This window comes from Pseudoduganella violaceinigra DSM 15887 (genome assembly GCF_000425385.1).
In the GTDB taxonomy this organism is placed as follows: Bacteria; Pseudomonadota; Gammaproteobacteria; order Burkholderiales; family Burkholderiaceae_D; genus Rugamonas; species Rugamonas violaceinigra.
In genome coordinates, this window is record NZ_AUDI01000019.1 from 192415 (window position 1) to 213984 (window position 21570).

The window sequence follows — 21570 nt, forward strand, 5'->3', positions numbered from 1 at the left end:
GTGCGCGCCGACTTTACCAGCGCGCTGTACCTGGGCATGCGGCATGGCGCGCGCTCGCTGCCGGCCTGGGATGCACTGACGCTGGGCAAGCCGGCGGCGCTGGAGCCGGTGCCCGGCGAGACGGAACTGGGCGCCGCCCTGGCGCGGCTGATGGACTGCGAGTCGGCCTGCCTGCTGCCGTCCAGCCTGCACCTGTTCTGGGACCTGTTCGGCTGGCTGGCGGCGGCGCCAGTGGCGCTGCTGCTGGACGGCGCGGCCTATCCGGTGGCGCGCTGGGGCGCCGAACGCGCCCGCGCGCTCGGGACGCCGCTGGCCTGTTTTGGCCACGGCAACGCGGGCCAGGCGGCGCGGCTGGCGCGGCGCTGGCGGGCTGCGGGACGCCAGCCGGTGATCCTGGCCGATGGCTATACCCCGGGCGACGAAGGTGCGCCGCCGCTGGCCGCCTACGCCGACATCGCGCAAGCGCACGGCGGCCTGCTATTGCTGGATGACACCCAGGCGCTTGGCGTGCTGGGCCCGGCCGGCGGCGGCTCGGTGGCGGCGCACGGCCTGGGCGGCGCGCCGGTGCTGGCGGGGGCCTCGCTGGCCAAAGGTTTCGGGGCGCCGCTGGCGGTGCTGGCCGGGCCGCGCGCGCTGCTGGGCAGCTTCATGGCAAGCAGCGCGACGCGTGTGCATTGCAGTCCGCCGTCGGTGGCGGCGATTGCCGCCGGCAGCAGCGCACTGGCGGCCAATCGCCGGGCCGGGCGCGGCTTGCGCAAGCGGCTTGGCGAGCGCGTGGCGCAATTGCAGTCGGCGCTGGCGGACGGCGGGCTGCGCTGCGCGGGCGGCGCGTTTCCGGTCCAGCGCATCGTGCTGCCGCCCTCATGCGACGGTCCAGCGCTGCGGCGCGACCTGTCGCTGGCCGGGGTGGACGTGCTGTTGCAGGGGAGCCGGGCCAGGCCGGTTCTGACGCTGTTGCTGCGTGCGGACCACAGCGCGCAGCAGGTCGCGTTTGCCGCCCGCTTGATCGTACAACTCGTGGAGGTACAGCATGTTTGAGACCATGGAATTCGAATGGCGGCCCAAAGGGGGCCGCCCGGTGGGACGGCCGCGTGCCCGTCCACTGCGCAAGCCGCGCCGTGCCCCTGGCTATGGCGTCTGGCCCTACCGGCTGCCGGTATTCGAGCCGCTGCCGCTGCTGGAGCCGCCCGCCGGCGATGCGCCGGACCCGGACGAGGGGGCGGACGGGGACGAACTGCCGCCCACCATCGCGCATGCCGTGGGGCAGATGCCGCATGCCCTGCAGCCGGCGTACGCGCCGATTGCAGCGCTGGACCGGGCGCCGGGCGACGTGCGCACCCACGGCCCCGGCCTGTATTACCTGGAATTTACCGTCAACGGGCGGCGCCGCGGCTACAGCGGCCAGGCGGGGCATATGGGACAGCGTTTGGCCCAGCATCGGGTCTGCGCGGCCATGATGGGGATCCGTCCGGCCGACGTCAGCGTGTATATCGCACCGAACCTCGCGGATGGTGTCGACCGCAGGAACCGCGAACGGACCCTGCATGACACGATGTTCCGGCGCTTCCCGGGCGTGCTGACCAACCAGCGCCGCGAACTGGAGTTCGAGGTGCTGGGCGAAGAGCATGAAGCGCCGTGCGGCTGCAAGCGCTGCCGCCAGGCCCCCTTCAGCGACGAGCAGGAAACCGCGCTGGCAATGGAGCTGCTGGCGGTACAGAGCGAAGCGGAACTGGAGCAATTCCTGGGCAAGGTGTTCAAAGGCGTCTGGAACGGCATCAAGAAGGTGGCCAAGCCCCTGGGCGGTATTCTGAAAGGGATCGCCAAGAAGGCCTTGCCCTTCGTCGGCGGGGCCCTCGGCTCCTTCATCCCGATACCGGGCGTCGGTACGGCGCTCGGGCGCGCCCTGGGCGGGGCGCTGGGCAATGCGCTCGAGCTGGAAATGCAGGAAATGCCGGAAGTGGACCGCGAGCTGGAAGCGGCGCGCCGCTTCGTCCGCATCGCCGGCAGCGCGGCGCAGGCGGCCGGCGACAGCGACGGCAGTCCGCCAGCGGTGCGGCGCGCGGTGCTGCAAGCCTTGCTCGCCCATGCGCCGCGCTTTGGCCAGTCATGATCATCGACTGCCATTGCCATGCCGGCCCCGGCGACGGCTTGACCGGCCCGTGGGACAGCAACGCCGCGCTGGGCCGCTACGCCCAGCGCGCGCGCGAAGCCGGCATCGACGGCACGGTGCTGCTGGCGGCCTTCCACTCCGACTACGCCGCCGCCAACGCCGGCGTGGCGCGGCTGGTCGCGGCCGATCCGCAGCGCTATGTCGGCTTTGCCTTTGTCCACGCGCGGCGCGATGCGGGCCGCATCGCGCAACTGGTGCGCATCGCGGTGGAGCAGTACGGTTTTGTCGGCATCAAGCTGCACCGGCACGACGCGCCGATCAGCGGCGAAGTGTGCGAGGTGGCGCGGCACTTCGGCCTGCCGGTGCTGTACGACCCGGTCGGCGAGGCGTCGGTGGCGGAGCTGCTGGCGACCCAATATCCGGACGTGAATTTCATCCTGCCCCATCTTGGCAGTTTTGCCGACGACTGGTCGGCCCAGTTGGCCTTGCTCGACCACTTGGCACGGCACCGCAATATCTACACCGACAGCGCCGGCGTGCGCCGCTTCGACCTGCTGGAACAGGCGGTGCGCCGCGCCGGAGCGCATAAAGTGCTGTTTGGCAGCGACGGGCCGTGGCTGCATCCGGGCCTGGAGCTGGAAAAGATCCGCCTGCTGCGGCTGGGGGCGGGGGATGAAGCGCTGGTCCTGGGCGGCAATCTGCTGCGCCTGATCGGACGGGGCTAGGCGGCGGCGCCGCGCGCCTTGCGGCGCAGCTGCAAGGTGCGGTCGGTGACACCCAGGCGCAGCGCGGCGCGCTGGTTGTTGTCGCCTTCCTGCTGCAGCACCAGCTGGATGGCGGTGTCGGTGGCGGCCTGGCCGATGCGTGCCAGGCTCATTCCCAGGTCCACCGCGCGCCCGATGGCGTTGGCAAAGGCGTCGTCGGGCCAGCACGGCAGGCAGTCGGGCCGGTCGTCCGGCGGCACGTCGCCGATGGTGAGCGGGCCGGGGCCGATGTGGCGGTGCCAGATGCGCGCCACGGTCTGGCGCAGCTCGCGCACATTGCCCGGATAGCTGCGCGTGAGCAGGTAGTGGCGCACGGCGGGATCGAGTTCGAGGTCCTGGCAGCCCAGCTGGCGCAGGAAGTGCTGGACCAGCGGCAGGATATCGGCCTGCCGCGCGCGCAGCGGCGGCGTGCGGCAACGCCAGGCCGCAATACGGTAATACAGGTCGGCGCGAAAGGCGCCGCGCTGCACTTCGGCTTCCAGGTCGCGGTTGGTGGCGCAGACCAGCCGGAAGCGGCAGGGGTGCCAGTCGTTGCTGCCGATGCGCCGGTATTGCTGCTCCTGGATGACGCGCAGGAGCTGGGCCTGCAGTGGCAGCGGCAATTCGCCCACCTCGTCCAGGAACAGGACGCCGCCGTTGGCCGCGGCAAATGCGCCGTCGCGCGCGCTGTAGGCGCCGGTGAACGCCCCGCGTTCGTGCCCGAACAATTCGCTGCCGGCCAGTTCCGGCGACAGCGTGGTGCAATCGACGATCGTGAGCTCGCCCGCGCCGTTGTGCAGGCGCTGGACGGCCTGCGCCAGGAGGTCTTTGCCGGTTCCGGTTTCGCCGGTGATCAGCACCGGCGACTGGGTGAAGGCCGCGACTTCCACCAGGCTTTGCAGCATGCGGCGCCAGGGCTCGCTGTGCCCGACCAGGAAGTCGCCGATGCCCTCCGAGGACATCAGCTGGCCCACCTCATGCCAGCGCTGCAAGCGGGCGCGTACCTGCGGCAGGATCGCATCGCCGCCGCGCCACAGGAGCAGGTCGGCGGCGCCGGCCGCGAGCACTTCCCAGGTGGCATCGAGCGCCAGGCTCTCGGGCTCGCAGCAGATCGCCAGCAGGTGCTGGGAATGCGCGGCCTGCACATGCCCGGCGAGCTCAGTGTTCCATCGGTTGAAAAGGAAAATGCAGGCGCCGCCTTCTTGCGGCGCCTCGGTGACGGCGATTCCAGCTGCGCAGAGTTCGCGACGCAGCGCGTCGCAGGCATTGGCCGGCGCAACTTCGCTAGCCATGATGCAGGCTGAAAGCACCATTTGGCCGTCCCTCCGATTGGGCTGGAGGTCAACTATAGTGCCGTTTTATGATAACCCGCTTTGCGCAGGCTCAATCGCGCACCGCTTGCACGGCACGCGAATTTGGGCTTACTGCCTGACGCAGTCGACGAAGTAGTCTTTGCGGCCGTTGACTTCGCGCTTGACCAGGCCGTGCACGTCGGTTTCGAAGCCAGGGAAGCGTTCGTTGAAGTCGCGTGCGAAGCGCAGGTAGTCCACGATGGTCTTGTTGAAGCGCTCGCCCGGGATCAACAGCGGGATGCCCGGTGGGTAAGGCGTCAGCAGGATCGAGGTGATGCGGCCTTCCAGATCGTCCAGTTGCACGCGTTCGATTTCGCGGTGCGCCATCTTGGCGAAGGCGTCCGATGGCTTCATTGCTGGCACCATGTCCGACAGGTACATCTCGGTGGTCAGGCGCGCCACGTCGTAGGCCTTGTAGAAGTCGTGGATCTGCTGGCACAGGTCGCGCAGGCCCATTTGTTCGTAGCGCGGGTTGGCGGCCGAGAACTCCGGCAGGATGCGCCACATCGGGGCATTCTTGTCGTAGTCGTCCTTGAATTGTTGCAGGGCGGTCAGCAGGGTGTTCCAGCGGCCTTTGGTAATGCCGATGGTAAACATGATGAAGAAGGAGTACAGGCCGCACTTCTCGACAATCACGCCGTGTTCGGCCAGGTATTTGGTCACGATCGAAGCCGGGATGCCGGTTTCGCCGAACTGGCCGTCCAGCGACAGGCCCGGGTTGACGATGGTCGCCTTGATCGGGTCGAGCATGTTGAAGCCCGCTTTCAGGTCGCCGAAGCCGTGCCACTTCTTGCTGTCCTCGGTGAAGATCCAGTCTTCCTGCGAGCCGATGCCTTCTTCGGCGAAGGTGTCCGGACCCCAGACCTTGAACCACCAGTCCTGGCCCCATTCCTCGTCGATCTTCTTCATCGCGCGGCGGAAGTCCAGCGCTTCCAGGATGGATTCTTCCACCAGGGCGGTGCCGCCCGGTGCTTCCATCATGGCCGCGGCCACGTCGCACGATGCAATGATCGAGTATTGCGGCGAGGTCGAGGTGTGCATCAGGTAGGCCTCGTTGAAGGCATCCTTGTCCAGCTTGACGGTCTCGGAATCGCGCACCAGCACCTGCGACGCCTGCGACAGGCCGGCCAGCAGCTTGTGGGTCGACTGGGTCGAGAAGATCATCGACTCCTTGGCGCGCGGACGGTCCTTGCCGATCGCGTGCATATTCTTGTAGAAGTCGTGGAAGGTGGCGTGCGGCAGCCAGGCTTCGTCGAAGTGCAGGGTGTCGATTTTCCCGTCCAGCATTTCGCGCAGGGTTTCCACGTTGTAGACCACGCCGTCGTAAGTCGACTGGGTGATGGTCAGGATGCGCGGCTTCTTGTTTACCGCCGCTTGCGCGAACGGGTTGTTGGCGATCTTGCGCTCGATGCTCTCCATGGAGAACTCTTCCAGCGGGATCGGGCCGATGATGCCGAGGTTGTTACGCGTCGGCATCAGGAACACCGGAATCGCCCCGCACATGATGATCGAGTGCAGGATCGACTTGTGGCAGTTGCGGTCGACCACGACGATGTCGCCCGGCGCCACGGTCGAATGCCACACCATCTTGTTCGAGGTGGAGGTGCCGTTGGTGACAAAGTAGGCGTGGTCGGCGTTATAGATGCGCGCAGCGTTGCGTTCGGACGCGGCCACCGGGCCGGTGTGGTCCAGCAGCTGGCCCAGTTCTTCCACCGCGTTGCAGACGTCGGCGCGCAGCATGTTTTCGCCGAAGAACTGGTGGAACATCTGGCCGATCGGCGACTTCAGGAACGCCACGCCGCCGGAGTGGCCAGGGCAGTGCCAGGAATAGGAGCCGTCGTTCGCATAGTGCACCAGGGCGCGGAAGAACGGCGGCGCCAGGCTGTCCAGATAGGACTTGGCTTCGCGGATGATGTGGCGCGCCACGAATTCCGGCGTGTCCTCGAACATGTGGATGAAGCCGTGCAGCTCGCGCAGGATATCGTTGGGGATATGGCGCGAGGTGCGGGTTTCGCCGTACAGGTAAATCGGGATATCGGCGTTCTTGTAGCGGATTTCTTCGATAAAGGTGCGCAGGGAGGCCAGCGCGAAGTCGGTCTCCTCCGGCGAGCCGCCGCCGAATTCTTCGTCGTCGATCGACAGGACGAAGGCGGAGGCGCGCGACTGCTGCTGGGCGAACTGGGACAGGTCGCCGTAGCTGGTCACACCAAGGACCTCCATGCCTTCCTTTTCCATCGCCGCTGCGAGGGCGCGAATGCCCAGGCCGGAGGTGTTCTCGGAACGGAAATCCTCGTCAATGATGACGATGGGGAAGCGGAATTTCATTGATGGTCTCCCGGCGCGACCAAGCGCCGCAAAAAAATAAGACCGGGAGTATCTCAGAAATTCCCGGTGCAAGGTAAATTATTTCGGGGATGGGCATCCAGCCCCGACTGCGCGCCTCAAATCATGGCGAACACGCCCAGGCCCAGGCCCACGGCGGCCACGCCATAGGTGGCCCACATCAGCCATTTACGGTTGGTCAACAGGGTGATCGCGGCCAGCGCGATGGCGATTTGTTCGGCGGTGGTGGCCAGCGCCCACTGGTGATGCTTGTGCATGGAATGGTCCGACTTATGGTCCCATTCGGTCGATTTGGCTTCCCACTCCTCGGCATCCTTCTTGATGGCGTCTTTTTCTTCCTTGTAGCGCAGCACTTCAGCCTTGTACTTTTCCACTTCCGCGTTCGGCAGCAGCATGGCCAGTTCGGCCAGGTTCTGTTTGGACGACTTGGCCTGGTAGTAGTTCCAGCGGTTCGATGCCTCGGTCTTGGCGATGGCGGCATTGTTCTTGAACAGGGCCGCGTCGTTCTGCGTGGCGCCGCCCTGGTAGCCGAAGATGGCGCCCACCGTGGCCAGGATGGCTGTCGTCACGGCGATATTGCCGGAGAATTTATCGTTGCTGTGTGCTGCGTGTTCCACGGCGTGATCGTGCGGGCCGTGGACGTGGAAACCGTGTCCGGACATTGTTTAGTTCCTGTGATAGCTGATAAAAGCGTAAGGCAGCCCTGCTGCCGAAATGTGTTCTTCACGCGCGACTTCCTGCCATTCGCCGGCCGCCAGCGCCGGGAAGAAGGCATCGCACTCGAAGCTGCGGCCGATGCGGGTGATTACAAGCTTGCCCACCAGCGGCATGGCTTGCTCGAAAATCTGGCCGCCACCGATGACGAAGGCTTGTCCGGCGCCTTCGACGAGATCGAGCGCCTGTTGCAGCGAAGCGGCCCGCTCCACGCCTTCATGCCGCCATTCGGCGTTGCGGCTGATGACGATATTGCGGCGGTTCGGCAATGGCCTGCCGATCGAATCGAAGGTCTTGCGGCCCATGATGATCGGGTGGCCGGAAGTCAGGCGCTTGAAATGCGCCAGATCCTCCGGCAAATGCCACGGCAGGGTGTTGTGGATGCCGATGCCATTGTTGGCATCCGTCGCGACGATGATGGTCAAATTTGTCATGGCCGACATTATATATCGGAGCACTTTTCAATCCGGTCATGTTGCGGAATTGTGGCAGCGCCAGTATTTTCTTCGTAGTTTGGGGGCTTGTGACGTTTGGAGAGTTTCTAAGCGGGGTCACTGTCGTATCTTGAATTCAGCGCGCCAGGAATTGCCACTCGGTAATTCCGTTTGTTGGTTTCATAACGATATTGAGGCAGGAGACCCCCTGATGAAACACCCCCTTAAGCATTCCTCCGGGCACGCCGTGCGCGCAGTGCTCGCCCTGGCGGACGGCACGCTGTTCGAAGGCATCTCCATCGGCGCCAGCGGCGCCACGGCTGGCGAAGTGGTATTCAATACCGCGATGAGCGGCTATCAGGAGATCCTCAGCGATCCAAGCTACAGCCGCCAGATTGTCACGCTGACCTATCCCCATATCGGCAATACCGGCGTCAATCGCGAAGACGCCGAAGCGTCGCGCATCCACGCCGCCGGCCTGGTGGTGAAAGACCTGCCGTTGCTGGCGTCGAGCTTCCGCAGCGAGCAAGACCTGTCGTCCTGGCTGGCGGAGCAGGGTGTGGTGGCCATTGCCGGCATCGATACCCGCAAGCTGACCCGCATCCTGCGTGAGAAAGGCGCCCAGTCCGGCGCCATCGTGAGCGGCGCCGCGGCGGACCAGGCGCTGCAGCTGGCGCGCGATTTTCCCGGCCTGGCCGGCATGGACCTGGCGCAAACGGTAAGCACCGCGGTCGCGTACGAGTGGAGCGAGACCGAATGGATGCTCGGCCACGGCCATGGCCGCCAGTTGCAGCCGCGCTGCCATGTGGTGGCGTATGACTTCGGGGTGAAAGCCAATATCCTGCGCATGCTGGCCCAGCGCGGCTGCCGCGTGACGGTGTTGCCGGCCAAGGCCGGCGCCGCGGCGGCCCTGGCGCTGCAGCCGGACGGCATCTTCCTCTCCAACGGGCCGGGCGATCCGCAGCCATGCAGTTACGCCATCGAAGCGGCGCGCGAACTGATCGAGCGCGGCATCCCGACCTTCGGCATCTGCCTGGGCCACCAGATCATGGCGCTCGCTTCCGGTGCGCGCACCGTGAAGATGAAGTTCGGCCACCACGGCGCCAACCACCCGGTGCAGGATCTTGAAACCGGCCGCGTGATGATAACCGCCCAGAACCACGGCTTTGCGGTGGATGCGGATTCGCTGCCACCCACTTGCGCCGTCACCCATATTTCGCTGTTCGACGGTTCGCTGCAAGGCTTCCGCCGCACCGATAAACCCGCCTTCTGTTTCCAGGGGCACCCCGAAGCGTCGCCCGGCCCGCACGACCTCGCGCCGCTGTTCGACCGCTTCGTTGGCATGATGGAAGAGGCCCGCCATGGCTAAACGCACCGACATCCAGCGCATCCTGATCATCGGCGCCGGCCCGATCGTGATCGGCCAGGCCTGCGAATTCGACTACTCCGGCGCCCAGGCCTGCAAAGCCTTGCGCGAGGAGGGCTACCAGGTCGTGCTGGTCAACAGCAACCCCGCCACCATCATGACCGACCCGGGCATGGCCGACGTGACGTATATCGAGCCGATCACCTGGGAAACCGTGGCCCGCATCATTGAGAAGGAAAGGCCGCAGGCGGTGTTGCCGACCATGGGCGGCCAGACCGCGCTCAATTGCGCGCTCGACCTGCACCGCCATGGCGTGCTGGAACGCTTCAATGTGGAGCTGATCGGCGCGACGCCGCAGGCCATCGACCGCGCCGAAGACCGGGCCAAGTTCAAGGCCGCCATGGAAGGCATCGGCCTTGAATCGGCGCGCTCCGGCGTTGCGCATACCATGGCCGAAGCCTGGCAGGCGCAGGAGCGGCTGGGCTTCCCGGTCATCATCCGTCCTTCGTTCACCATGGGCGGCAGCGGCGGCGGCATCGCCCGCAATGGCGATGAATTCACCGCCATCTGCCTGCGCGGCCTGGAACTGTCGCCGACCTCCGAATTGCTGATCGAGGAGTCGCTGATCGGCTGGAAGGAGTTCGAGATGGAGGTGGTGCGCGACCGCAAGGACAACTGCATCATCGTCTGTTCGATTGAAAACCTGGATCCGATGGGCGTGCACACAGGCGATTCGATCACCGTGGCCCCGGCCCAGACCCTGACCGACAAGGAATACCAGCTGATGCGCGACGCCTCGCTCGACGTGCTGCGCGAAATCGGCGTGGACACGGGCGGCTCGAATGTGCAGTTCGCGGTCAACCCGCAGGACGGCCGCATGATCGTGATCGAAATGAACCCGCGCGTATCGCGTTCCTCGGCCCTGGCGTCCAAGGCCACCGGCTTCCCGATCGCACGGGTCGCGGCCAAGCTGGCCGTGGGCTTCACCCTGGACGAGCTGCAGAACGAAATTACCGGCGGCGCCACGCCCGCCTCGTTCGAACCGGCCATCGACTACGTGGTCACCAAGATCCCGCGCTTCGCCTTCGAGAAATTCGCCGGTGCAAACGACCGCCTGACCACGCAGATGAAATCCGTGGGCGAGGTGATGGCCATGGGCCGCACCTTCCAGGAATCGTTCCAGAAGGCGCTGCGCGGGCTCGATATCGGGGTGGACGGCTTGCAGCGCATCGCCACCGGGCGCGACGTGATCGAACAGGAATTGCGCCTGCCCGGCCCGCAGCGCATCTGGTATGTGGGCGAGGCCTTTGCACAGGGCATGTCGCTGGTGGAAGTGAACCGCCTGTCGCACATCGACCCCTGGTTCCTGGCGCAGATCCAGGACCTGGTGGAAGTCGAGGAATGGGTCGCGTCGCAGCAGCTGGGCGGCTTCGACCGCCACGTGTTGCGGCGCCTGAAGCAGCAAGGTTTCAGCGACCGCCGGCTGGCGGCCCTGCTGGGCGTGACGGAAGGCGCGGTGCGCGCCCAGCGCCACGCCCAGGGCATCCGCCCGGTCTATAAGCGCGTCGACACCTGCGCCGGCGAGTTCGCCACGCGCACGGCCTATATGTACTCGACCTACGACGAGGAATGCGAAGCCCAGCCGAGCGCCGCGCGCAAGATCATGGTACTGGGCGGCGGCCCGAACCGGATCGGGCAGGGCATCGAATTTGACTACTGCTGCGTGCATGCCGCGCTGGCCATGCGCGAGGACGGCTACGAAACCATCATGGTCAACTGCAATCCGGAGACGGTGTCGACCGACTATGACACCTCGGACCGCCTGTATTTCGAGTCCCTGACGCTGGAAGATGTGCTGGAAATCGTCGCTCTCGAGAAGCCGGAAGGGGTGATCGTGCAATATGGCGGGCAGACGCCGCTCAAGCTGGCGCTTGAGCTGGAAGCGAACGGTGTGCCCATCATCGGCACGTCGCCCGACATGATCGATGCCGCCGAGGACCGCGAACGCTTCCAGAAACTGCTGTTCGAACTGGATCTGCGCCAGCCGGCCAACCGCACCGCGCGCAACGAGCAGCAGGCCGTGGCGATGGCCGAGGAAATCGGCTACCCGCTGGTGGTGCGCCCTTCGTACGTGCTGGGCGGACGCGCCATGGAGATCGTGCACGAGCGCGCCGACCTGGAACGCTATATGCGCGAGGCGGTCAAGGTTTCCCATGATTCGCCGGTGCTGCTGGACCGCTTCCTGAACGACGCCATCGAGGTGGACGTCGACTGCGTCAGCGACGGCAGCGAAGTCGTGATCGGCGGCGTCATGGAGCACGTTGAGCAAGCCGGCATCCATTCCGGCGACTCGGCCTGCAGTCTGCCCCCTTACTCGCTGGCGGACGGCACCGTCGAGGAGATCAAACGCCAGACCGAACGCCTGGCGCGCGGCCTCAATGTGGTGGGCCTGATGAATGTGCAGTTCGCGGTGCAGCGGCACAAGGCCGACGGCCGCATGCAGGACCGTGTATTCGTGCTGGAGGTGAATCCGCGCGCCTCGCGCACCGTTCCCTTCGTGTCGAAAGCGACCGGCGTCCAATTGGCCAAGGTGGCCGCGCGCTGCATGGCTGGCCGGTCGCTGGTGGAGCAGGGCGTCACGGCCGAAGTCATTCCGCCTTATTACAGCGTCAAGGAGGCGGTCCTGCCGTTTGGTAAATTCCCCGGCGTGGATCCCATCCTCGGGCCGGAAATGAAGTCTACCGGCGAAGTGATGGGGACCGGCGCAACCTTCGGCGAAGCCTTCCTCAAGGCCGAACTGGGCGCCGGCGTGCGCATTCCGGCGCAAGGCCATGTGTATATGCGGGTGCGCAAGGCCGACCAGGCGCGCGCCGTGGCGCTGGCCCGGGAGCTGGCCGATGCCGGCTACTCGCTGTGCGCCAGCGAAATCACCGCGGCCGTGCTGGAAGCGGGCGAGGTGCCGGTCAATACCATCGAAGACGAGACCCTGCTTGGCCTGTTGGCCCTGCGCGAGATTGCCATGGCCGTGGTCACTGTGGACGAGAAGCGTACCGCGGTCGCCGCCACGCGCGGGCTGCGCGTCGCGGCGCTCGCTTCCGGCACGCTGCTGTTTACCACCATCGCCGCAGCCGAAGCGGCGGCCGAAGCCGTCAAGCATGCCGGCGGCACGGCGGTGCGCTCGCTGCAGGAATTGCACGCCTTGCTGGACCACGAGCGGCGCCAGGTGCCGCCGGCCGCGCCGCGCCCGGTGCCCGGCGCCGCGGACCTGGCGGCCGCCGCATGGCAGATGCCGGAGCGCCGCACCGCATCGCGCCAGCGCAGTGTCGGCGGCGCGCCGCTCAAGCTCTTCATTCGCCAGCCTTTCACCGAATCGGACGAGCGCGAGCAGCGCATGATCGGCGAGATCATGGAAATGATCGACAGCGCCAACGGCTTGCCGCACGCCTTCGACTACCTGACAGGCTTGCAGGCCGAGAGCGCGGACACCTTCCGCGCCTCGTTCGAGCGCAGCCAGGGCCTGCCATTCACGCCGCAGAATTTCCGCCGCCACCGGCTTGCATTGCTGGAGCAGGCGGACGCAATGATCAACATTCGTGTTGGAATGAGTGAGAGCAGTGCATTCGAGTTGAGCTATCACATATTCAAGGGGCGCAGAACACCTATCCTGTTCCTGGTGTGGAAAGGGGCGCCAATCAAGACCACGCTGCTGCGCGAACTCGACGACCTGGTGGATATCACCTATATCGAGTTCGACGACGTATCGGAGTTGCGGGGCCGGTTGCATCAGTTCTTCAAATGTCTGGTAAAGGAGTAAGCGATGTTCAATAATTTCAAGATCAAAACCCTGCTGGTTGGCGTGCTGGGTTTGCTCATTGGCCTGCTGGCGATCATCGGCGGCCTCGGCATCCTGAGCGCGCAGCGCTCGGTCGGACTGGTGAAGGACGTTACCGTCGTCAACCAGAAGAACATTGCGGAACGCAGTGCGATCCGCCTGGACATGGAAACGGGCCGCAGCCAGATTCTGCAGGCCTTGCAGCATAACCCGGACCTGGGCTGGAGCAAGCTGCACGACCACCCGCTGACCAACCACTTCAACATCGTGGATGACGTGACGGATCGCGTGAGCAAGCGCTGGGAGGTCTACCTGGCCAGCATCAAGCTGCCGGAAGAGCGCAAGCTGGCCGAAGACTGGTACGCCAAGAGCGATGGGCTGGGCATCGAGCATATCCGCGCCGCCGCCGTGGCCGTCCGGGAAAACCGCTGGGACGATGCGGAAACGGTGCTGATCAAGAAGGTCAACCCGTCCTACCGCATCGGCGACGCCGCCCTGAAGACGCTGACCGAATACAGCGACAAGCGCATCGGGGAAGACGATGCCGCCGTGGCGTCGAGCCTGAGCCGCAACAGCACCACCGTCACCCTGGTCCTGGCCGGCGGCCTGGCCTTGAGCGTCTTTGCGGGTCTGGTGCTGATGAAGGCGATCTCCGAACCGCTGGCCGAGGCCATGGCCGTGGCCCACCGGGTCGCCGACGGCGACCTGAAAGGCAAGTCCACCGTGCATCCGAAGAACGAATTCGGCGAGCTGCTGGACGCCCTCGACAAGATGCGCGACAACCTGGCCGCCATCGTGGCCGAGGTGCGCAGCGGCAGCGACACCATTTCCAGCGCCTCGGGTCAGATCGCGGCGGGCAATATGGACTTGTCCGACCGCACTGGGGAACAGGCTGCCTCGCTGGAGGAAACCGCTTCGTCAATGGAGGAGCTGACCAGCACCGTGCGCCAGAACGCCGATAATGCGCGCCAGGCCAACCAGTTGGCCGTGTCGGCATCGGCGGTGGCGTCCAAGGGCGGTGAAGTGGTCGAGCAGGTGGTCGAAACCATGGGCTCGATTAATGAATCTTCGAACAAGATTGTTGACATCATCGCAGTCATCGACGGCATCGCCTTCCAGACCAATATCCTGGCCCTGAATGCGGCGGTGGAGGCGGCGCGGGCCGGCGAGCAGGGCCGCGGCTTCGCCGTGGTGGCCACCGAAGTACGCAACCTGGCGCAGCGCTCGGCCGCCGCCGCCAAGGAAATCAAGCAATTGATCGACGACTCGGTCGGCAAGGTGGAAAGCGGCGCCAAGCTGGTGAACCAGGCCGGCAGCACGATGAAGGAAATCGTCAACAGCATCCAGCGCGTGACCGATATCATGGGCGAAATCACTGTCGCCACCCAGGAACAGACCGCCGGATTGGAACAAATTCACCAAGCCATCACGGAGATGGATACAATTACGCAACAGAACGTGGCATTGGTCGAAGAAGCCGCTTCGGCTTCCGGTGCGCTGCAGCAGCAGGCCAGCAGTTTGTCGCGCGTGGTCAGCGTGTTCCAGGTGGATGTACAGCACCGCGAACATCCGGCCGCGGTGCAGGCGCGCGCGGTCATCCAGGCGGTGCGCGCCAAGCCGGCCGCGCCGGCCAAGGCCCAGGCCAGGCCGGCCCTGCGTGATGCCCGGCCGGCCGCCGCGCGCAAGGTCGCCAATAGCCAGGTGGGAGATTGGGAAGAGTTTTGAATGAGGATAACGATTGGATCACGAAGAGTTTGAGCACTTAGTCCGACGGTTGGAGAATGACTCCTATGCCAACCCGGAGGCTTTCCGCCGCAAAGTGCTGGCAATCAGCCTGGCGGCCTATGTCGCGCTGTTTGGCGCATTGGCCGGGCTGGTTGCCTTGTTCGTCACGCTTATGCAATGGGCAGTGGAATCGCAGCGCGTTTTCACGACCATCAAGGTCGGCCTGTTTGGCCTGTTCCTGCTGCCGCTGATCTTTGTCGTCCTGCGGTTCATGTTCATGCGCCTGGACCGGCCGAGCGGCCGCGAACTGGAGCGCGACGAAGCGCCCAAGCTGTTCGATATCGTCGACAAGCTGCACAGCAAGCTGCAAGGTCCGGAGATCCACCATGTGCTGGTGACGGACGACTATAACGCCGCTATTTGCCAGCACGCGCGCTACGGCATCTTCGGCGGCTACCGCAATTACCTGATCGTCGGCCTGCCGTTCCTGCTTGGCACGACGCCGAAGGAAATGCTGTCCGTGCTGGCGCACGAATATGGGCACCTGTGCGGGGACCACAGCAAAGGCGCCGCCTGGGTCTACCGCCAGCGCCGCCTGCTGGTCGGCTTTTACGAGCATTTCCGTGACGGCGCCGAGGATAATGTGGTCAGCGCGGCGATGGCGGGCATGCTGAAGCGCTTCTTCCCTTATTACAGCGCCTATACCTTCGTGCTGGCGCGCCAGTTCGAGTACGAGGCCGACCAGATCGCCAGCGAAATGGCCGGCCATACCGCGACCGGGCAGGGCCTGGTGCGCAGTCACCTGCTGGGCGACTGGGTCGGCCGGACCTTCTGGCCGCGAATGTACGAGAACGCCGACCGGGCGGAACGTCCGCCCTTCATGCCCTACGCTTCGATGCGCATGGCATTCAAGGCCAATTACGATGAATGGGCCAACCAGAAGGCGATGGACGCCGCCTGGGCCGAGAGTTCGGATGTGGACGATACCCATCCCTGCCTGCGCGAGCGCCTGGATGCGATCGGGGCGCCGCCCGGCTTGCCGCCGCCGGTCGAGACGCCGGCGGCCGACGTCATGCTGGCAGCGGGCGTGGGCAAGAAGCTGGAATCGGAACTGGACAAGCAGTGGTGGGATGCCAATGGCCGCAGCTGGCGCGAGCGTTATCGCCATGTGACGCTGTCCCAGTCGCGCATTCGCGAACTGGATGCGCAGCCGCTGCCGCAGTTGTCGGTGCAGCACCTGCAGGAACTGGCTTCGCTCAAGCTGGAGTTTGAGAATGCCGCTGCCGCCAAACCGGCGCTGCAGGAGCAGTTGAAACGGTCCGGCGGGCCGTTCCCGAAAGCCTCGCTGATGTACGGCCAGGTGCTGCTGGCGGAAGGCGACCGCAAGGGCGTCGATTTCCTGCGCGACGCCGCGCTGAACGACCCAAGACTGCTGAATGAAGCCGCGGAGCGCGGCTATCACTACCTGCTGTCGAAAGAGGGGGAAGACTCCGCCAACCTGTGGTGGAGCAGTGTCGTCCCCGAGGAAATGCCGGCTTAAACGGCCATGGGCGCCGTCAGCGGCGCATGGTGCTGGTAGCCTTCCAGCGTGAAATCGGAAGGCTCGATCTTCTCCAGCCATTCCGGTTCGTAGTGGCCGGTTTCGGCGAACGATGGCACGCGGCTGTTGATGTGCAGCCGCGGCAGCGGCAGCGGTTCGCGCTTCAGCTGCTCCTGCACCATCTCCATATGATTTTCGTAAATGTGGGCGTCGCCGATGAAGTAGCTGAACCAGCGCGCCTTGTAGCCCGTCAGGCGTGCCACCAGGTGCAGCAGGGCGGCGCCTTCGGCGATATTGAACGGGGTGCCGAGGCCGATATCGTTGCTGCGCACGTACAGGCACAGCGAGATCTCGCGCGTCGAGGCGTTCGGGATGAACTGGTACAGCAGATGGCAGGCCGGCAGTGCCACCTGGTCCAGTACGGCGGGATTCCAGCCGTGGAACAGGATGCGGCGGCTGGCGGGATTGTTGACGATGGTGTCGAGGCACTCGCGCAGCTGGTCGATGGCCTTGTACATCAGTACTTTCTGCACGCCGTCTTCCTGCAGCGGCGCCACCTGGCGGAAGCCGTTGCGTTCCGCATCGGCGATCTGCGCCGTCGCTGCCGCGTCCAGCACCTTATAGCCCGGCCATTCGCGCCATTGCACGCCATACACGGGGCCCAGGTCGTCGGTGCCGGTGCGGTGCGGGTTGGCCAGCCATTGCTGGTTTTCGTTGGCGTTCTGGTCCCAGACCTTGCAGCCCAGGGCGCGGAAATCGGCGGCGCTACGGGATGCGCGCAGGAAGGCGCACAGTTCACCGACCACGGATTTGAAGGCCAGCTTCTTGGTCGTCACTGCCGGGAAGCCGTCGTTCATATCGAAGCGCATCATGGCGCCAGGCACGCTCAGGGTGCGGATGCCGGTACGGTTGTCCTGCCAGCTGCCCTGTTCCAGCACGGTGCTGATTAATTCCTTGTACTGCTTCATGCATTTCTCCGTTTATCGTTTGTTGCCACGGCCGCCGGTCTTGGCCGCCGCGCGGCCGGCGGCGCGGGCGGTCGACTTGGCGCCGCGCGTCGCAGTCACCATCACCTTGCCGCCAGCGGCGCCGTCGCGGCCGCGCTGGCCGCCGGTCCCCGCGCCGGGACTGCCGGAGCGCGCGCCGTAGATCGGGCCGCGCGGGCGCTGTTTTTCCTTGGGCGGCAGATCTTCCTTCAGGCCGCCAAAGCCGCCGGCAGGGCGCGGCGTATCATCCTGCTTTGGCGCCGGCTTGGCTGGCTTGGCCGGCTTGGCTGTGTTCACCGGTTTGGCGGCGCTGCGGGCCGGCTTTGTGGTGCCGCGCACTGCCTGTGCCACCGCAGTGCCCGTGGACGGGACCCGGTGATCGGCTTCAAAGCCCGCTTCCTCTGCGCGCGGCAGCACCGCGCCGGTCAGTTTTTCGACGGCGCGCAGCAGTTCCACCTCATCGGCGCACACCAGCGAGATCGCCTGGCCCGTGGCACCGGCGCGGCCGGTGCGGCCGATGCGGTGCACATAGTCTTCCGCCACGGTCGGCAGGTCGAAATTGACCACCAGCGGCAGGGCTTCGATATCCAGGCCGCGGGCGGCGACATCGGTCGCCACCAGCACCTGTACAGCGTTGGCCTTGAAGCGCTTTAGTGCCTTGATGCGGGCCAGCTGCGGTTTGTCGCCGTGGATCGAATCGGCCGCGATGCCTTCGCCCTGCAGCAGCCCGACCAGTTGCTCGACACCCTTGCGCGTCTTGACGAAGACCAGGACCTGGCCCCAGCCTTGCTTGCGCAGCAGGTGCAGGAACAAGTCCGGCTTATGGCGCTTATCGGTCGTGAAGACCATCTGCCGCACGGTGTGGGCGGCGGTGTTGGGCGCGCTGGCCTGGACCGAGAGCGGTTCGCGCAGCAGCTGTTTTGCCATGGCGCGGATGGTGTCCGGCATGGTCGCCGAAAAGAGCAGCGTCTGCCGCACGGCGGGTAGGGCGGCGAACAGCAGGTCGAGGTCGTCCGCAAAGCCCAGGTCCAGCATGCGGTCCGCTTCATCCAGCACCAGGGCCTGCAGCTGGGTGAATTCCAGCGCTCCCTTGCGATGCAGGTCGAGCAGGCGGCCAGGCGTGGCAACCAGCACGTCCACGCCCTTGCGCAGCTTGGCCAGCTGCGGCTCCATCGGCACACCGCCGTAGGCTACGGCGGAGCGTAGCGGCAGGTTGAAACCATAGGTGTGGAAGCTCTGGTACACCTGGTCGGCCAGTTCGCGTGTCGGTACCAGCACCAGGCAGCGTATATGGTTCGGCGCGGCCTGGCCGCCTTCCATCGCCAGCCGCTGCAGCAGCGGCAAGGCGAAGGCGGCGGTCTTGCCGGTGCCCGTTTGTGCCGCGGCCAGCAGGTCGCGGCCCGCCAGGATGGCCGGGATGGCTTGTTTTTGTACAGGGGTCGGCGTCTTGTAGCCGATGGATTCGAGTGTGCGAAGGAGCCCGTCGATCAGGTCCAGCGAGGCGAAACTCATAGTGCGTCGCTCCAAAGAGTCAGGGCTTGGCGGACTTGTTCGTCCGCCAGTGAAAGTAAATGATCGCCAACATACCATTCGGTATAGCTGGCGCCGGGCAGTTGGGCATGCGCCACCCGGTTCAGCAGCCATACGCCATGCCGCGCGGCCACCTCATTGCGGATCCGCAGCAGGCGGTCGCGGTCGACCGGTACGTGGATATGCAGCATATTGGCATGCGGCTGCGCAGGGTTGGCGCGCAGGCGCGGGAAGTCGCGCAAGGTCTGGTACAGCCATTGCGTACGGCGGAAATACTCCGGCATGGCCGCCAGCCGCGCATCGAACTGCATCGCGGCGGCCACAATATACGGGGTGCGGTGAATGACATTGCCACCCTGGCGGCGGAACCATTCCTGGGCGCGGGCGACAAACGCGGCGCTGCCCAGCAGCATGGCGCCGCCCAGGCCGCCGATGCCCTTGTACAGGGAAACATACACGCTGTCGAAGCCTGCGGCGACGTCGGCCGGGGGGCGGCCATACGCCGCGGCAGCTTCCCACAGGCGTGCGCCGTCCATATGCAAATGGATGCCCTGCTGGCGGCAATGGGCCTTGATCGCTTCCAGGTCGTCCCAGCGCGGCGACTGCCCGCCCAGCTCGCGGGCCGGCAGTTCCAGCGACACCGCCGCCAGCCGGTCCGGCACGGCCTGCAGGTCTTCCAGCGTAAAGGGCCGGTGCGGATCGCCCACCTGCAAGGACTGGAAATGCTCCAGCAACTGGTGGTTGCTGCGTTCGTGCTTGAAGATATGGGCGGTCGGGTGCAGCGCCACCAGGCGGCTGCCGCGCTCCATGCAGGCCAGGCGCAGCGCCGTGACCTGGGTCATGGTGCCGGTAATGCAGAAGGCGGCAGCCTCGAAGCCCAGCAGGCCGGCAAGCTTGCGCTCAAACGATTGGATCAGCTCACCCTCGCCATACACGTCATGCGCGACGCCATTGGCCTGGCACCAGGTCGACATGGCGGCAAAGGATTCCGCCGGCGTGGGCTGGCGATGGCCCGGCAGGACGGTATGGCAGCTCTGGCGCAGTTCGGCGTCGGTCACAATCGCCTCACTGGGTCACATGCACATGGTGGAACTGCAGCGCCGCCAGGTTGGCGTAGATGCCGCCCAGGGCCACCAGGGACTGGTGGGTGCCGGTTTCCACAACCTTGCCGTCTTCCATGACGATGATGCGGTCGGCGCGCTGCACCGTGGCCAGGCGGTGGGCGATGATGATGGTGGTGCGGCCCACCATGGCCGCCTCCAGCGCACCCTGCACCAGGCGTTCGGATTCGGCGTCCAGCGCGCTGGTCGCCTCGTCGAGCAGCAGCAGCGGCGGGTTTTTCAGCAGTGCGCGGGCGATGGCGATGCGCTGCCGCTGGCCGCCGGACAGGCGCACCCCGCGTTCGCCGAGGAAGGACTTGTAGCCGTTCGGCAGGCGCTCGATGAATTCATGGGCCGCGGCCAGGCGCGCGGCCTGGATCACTTCCAGGTCGGTGGCGTCGGCGCGGCCGTAGCGGATGTTTTCCATTGCATCGGCCGAGAAGATGACCGTATCCTGCGGCACGATGCCGATGGCGCCGCGCAGCGTGTGCAGGTCGAGCAGGCGGATATCGCTGCCGTCCAGGCGGATCGCGCCCGATTGCGGGTCGTAGAAGCGCAGCAGCATCTGGAACAGGGTGGTCTTGCCGGCGCCGGAAGGGCCCACGACCGCGATGGTTTCGCCTGGTTTGATTTCCAGCGTCACATGGTCCAGTGCCAGTGTGTCGGGACGGGACGGGTAGCTGAAGTTCACGTCGACCAGGCTCAATGCGGCGCCGTTGGCGGCGCGCGGCGGCAGGGCCTGCGGTTTGGCGGGGTTCTGGATGTCCGAGCGCACCGCCAGCAGTTCCAGCAGGCGCTCTGTGGCGCCGGCCGCACGCTGGGCTTCGCCCATCACTTCGGACAGGGCGCCGATGGCGCCTGCGACAATGGAGGCGTACAGGATGAACTGGCCCAGGTCGCCGCCTGTCATCGAGCCTTCCAGCACGGCGTGGGCGCCCAGCCACAGTACAAAAACGATGGTGCCGAACACCAGCACGATGGCCAGCATGGTCAGGAAGGCGCGCGCCTGGATCCGGCGCATGGCGGTGCTGAAAGCGCCTTCGACGGAGCCGCCGAAGCGCGCAGCTTCCAGGTTTTCATGGGTGAACGCCTGCACCGTGGGCATGGCATTCAGGATCTCGCCGGCCATGGCGGAGGCATCGGCCACGCGGTCCTGGGAATCGCGCGAGAGCTTGCGCACGCGGCGGCCGAACATCACGATCGGCAGCACGGTCAGCACCAGCAGGCCGATGATGATGGAGGACAGTTTCGGGCTGGTCACAAACAGCATCACCAGGCCGCCCAGGAACAGCAGCACGTTGCGCAGCGCCATCGAGATGCTGGTGCCAACCACGCTCTGGATCAAGGTGGTATCGGTGGTCAGGCGCGACAGCACTTCGCCGGTTTTGGTGGTTTCAAAGAATTCCGGGCTTTGCTGCACCACATGCGAATACACGGCATTGCGGATGTCCGCCGTCACGCGCTCGCCGAGCCAGGACACGCTGTAAAAGCGCGCCGCCGTGGCCAGCGCCAGGATGGTGGCTACTGCGAACAGTGCCAGGAACACCTGGTTCACATGCGCCGCGCTGCGCACGCCGGCATTGGCGCCGAAGCCCAGGTCGATCATCTGCTTGAAGGCGTACGGGATGGCCAGGGTGGCGCCGGCGGCGACCAGCAGGGCGATGCCGGCGACGAGGAAACGCTTGCGGTAAGGCTTGAGGAAGGGCAGCAATCCTGTGAAGGCGGCCAGGCTGCCTTTCTCGAGTTCCCGGACTGCGGGTTGACCATTGTCGGTGGTGCTCATTGCGTATTCTAC

The 21570-nt window shown here is 65.7% G+C and carries 15 protein-coding genes; 7 read left to right on the plus strand and 8 right to left on the minus strand.

From position 1 onward, the window contains the following. The 3 genes from H597_RS30780 to H597_RS0113060 are packed head-to-tail and all read left to right on the plus strand — an operon-like array spanning position 1 to position 2835. The gene (locus H597_RS30780) at positions 1-1038 is read left to right on the plus strand and encodes an aminotransferase class I/II-fold pyridoxal phosphate-dependent enzyme (protein ID WP_051293760.1); all 1038 of its coding nucleotides are present in this window, start codon (positions 1-3) and stop codon (positions 1036-1038) included. Continuing rightward, positions 1031-2110, plus strand: a complete 1080-nt coding sequence (locus tag H597_RS33285) for a hypothetical protein (protein ID WP_051293761.1) — start codon at positions 1031-1033, stop codon at positions 2108-2110. The genes H597_RS30780 and H597_RS33285 overlap by 8 nt, the downstream gene beginning before the upstream one ends. Next, complete coding sequence (locus H597_RS0113060; RefSeq protein ID WP_028102540.1) at positions 2107-2835, plus strand: amidohydrolase family protein; 729 nt, start codon at positions 2107-2109, stop codon at positions 2833-2835. The genes H597_RS33285 and H597_RS0113060 overlap by 4 nt, the downstream gene beginning before the upstream one ends. Here H597_RS0113060 and H597_RS30790 read toward each other — a convergent pair. The 4 genes from H597_RS30790 to H597_RS0113080 form a co-directional block, all read right to left on the minus strand. Further along, positions 2832-4145, minus strand: a complete 1314-nt coding sequence (locus tag H597_RS30790; RefSeq protein ID WP_229632163.1) for a sigma-54-dependent transcriptional regulator — start codon at positions 4143-4145, stop codon at positions 2832-2834. The two genes, H597_RS0113060 and H597_RS30790, sit on opposite strands and share 4 nt — an antisense overlap. A gap of 129 nt (positions 4146-4274) precedes the next feature. Continuing rightward, positions 4275-6530, minus strand: a complete 2256-nt coding sequence (locus H597_RS0113070; RefSeq protein ID WP_028102541.1) for an arginine/lysine/ornithine decarboxylase — start codon at positions 6528-6530, stop codon at positions 4275-4277. Positions 6531-6646: 116 nt separating this feature from the next. Continuing rightward, positions 6647-7210: a DUF4337 domain-containing protein gene (locus H597_RS0113075; RefSeq protein WP_028102542.1), complete on the minus strand. Its 564-nt coding sequence runs from the start codon at positions 7208-7210 to the stop codon at positions 6647-6649. 3 nt (positions 7211-7213) lie between these two features. Then, positions 7214-7696, minus strand: coding sequence for a dihydrofolate reductase (locus tag H597_RS0113080; protein WP_154668088.1), 483 nt, complete (start codon positions 7694-7696; stop codon positions 7214-7216). A gap of 211 nt (positions 7697-7907) precedes the next feature. Here H597_RS0113080 and carA point away from each other — a divergent pair, with 211 nt between their 5' ends. Genes carA through H597_RS0113100 form a run of 4 tightly spaced genes read left to right on the plus strand, consistent with a single transcriptional unit; the run spans position 7908 to position 16159 of the window. Further along, positions 7908-9065, plus strand: coding sequence for a glutamine-hydrolyzing carbamoyl-phosphate synthase small subunit (carA, locus tag H597_RS0113085; RefSeq protein ID WP_051293763.1), 1158 nt, complete (start codon positions 7908-7910; stop codon positions 9063-9065). Then, positions 9058-12876, plus strand: coding sequence for a carbamoyl-phosphate synthase large subunit (carB, locus tag H597_RS0113090; protein WP_028102545.1), 3819 nt, complete (start codon positions 9058-9060; stop codon positions 12874-12876). The genes carA and carB overlap by 8 nt, the downstream gene beginning before the upstream one ends. Before the next feature lie 3 nt (positions 12877-12879). Next, the gene (locus H597_RS0113095) at positions 12880-14619 is read left to right on the plus strand and encodes a methyl-accepting chemotaxis protein (protein WP_028102546.1); all 1740 of its coding nucleotides are present in this window, start codon (positions 12880-12882) and stop codon (positions 14617-14619) included. Positions 14620-14668: 49 nt separating this feature from the next. Continuing rightward, complete coding sequence (locus tag H597_RS0113100; RefSeq protein ID WP_028102547.1) at positions 14669-16159, plus strand: M48 family metallopeptidase; 1491 nt, start codon at positions 14669-14671, stop codon at positions 16157-16159. Here the strand turns inward: H597_RS0113100 and H597_RS0113105 are convergent. The 4 genes from H597_RS0113105 to H597_RS0113120 are packed head-to-tail and all read right to left on the minus strand — an operon-like array spanning position 16156 to position 21558. Beyond that, complete coding sequence (locus tag H597_RS0113105) at positions 16156-17127, minus strand: thymidylate synthase (RefSeq protein ID WP_028102548.1); 972 nt, start codon at positions 17125-17127, stop codon at positions 16156-16158. The two genes, H597_RS0113100 and H597_RS0113105, sit on opposite strands and share 4 nt — an antisense overlap. 12 nt (positions 17128-17139) lie before the next feature. Beyond that, positions 17140-18657 carry a DEAD/DEAH box helicase gene (locus tag H597_RS0113110; RefSeq protein ID WP_028102549.1) on the minus strand — a complete coding sequence of 506 codons (1518 nt, stop codon included), beginning with the start codon at positions 18655-18657 and terminating at the stop codon, positions 17140-17142. Further along, positions 18654-19733, minus strand: a complete 1080-nt coding sequence (locus H597_RS0113115; protein WP_028102550.1) for a threonine aldolase family protein — start codon at positions 19731-19733, stop codon at positions 18654-18656. The genes H597_RS0113110 and H597_RS0113115 overlap by 4 nt, the downstream gene beginning before the upstream one ends. Before the next feature lie 7 nt (positions 19734-19740). Further along, positions 19741-21558, minus strand: a complete 1818-nt coding sequence (locus H597_RS0113120) for an ABC transporter transmembrane domain-containing protein (protein ID WP_028102551.1) — start codon at positions 21556-21558, stop codon at positions 19741-19743. Positions 21559-21570 lie beyond the last annotated feature (12 nt).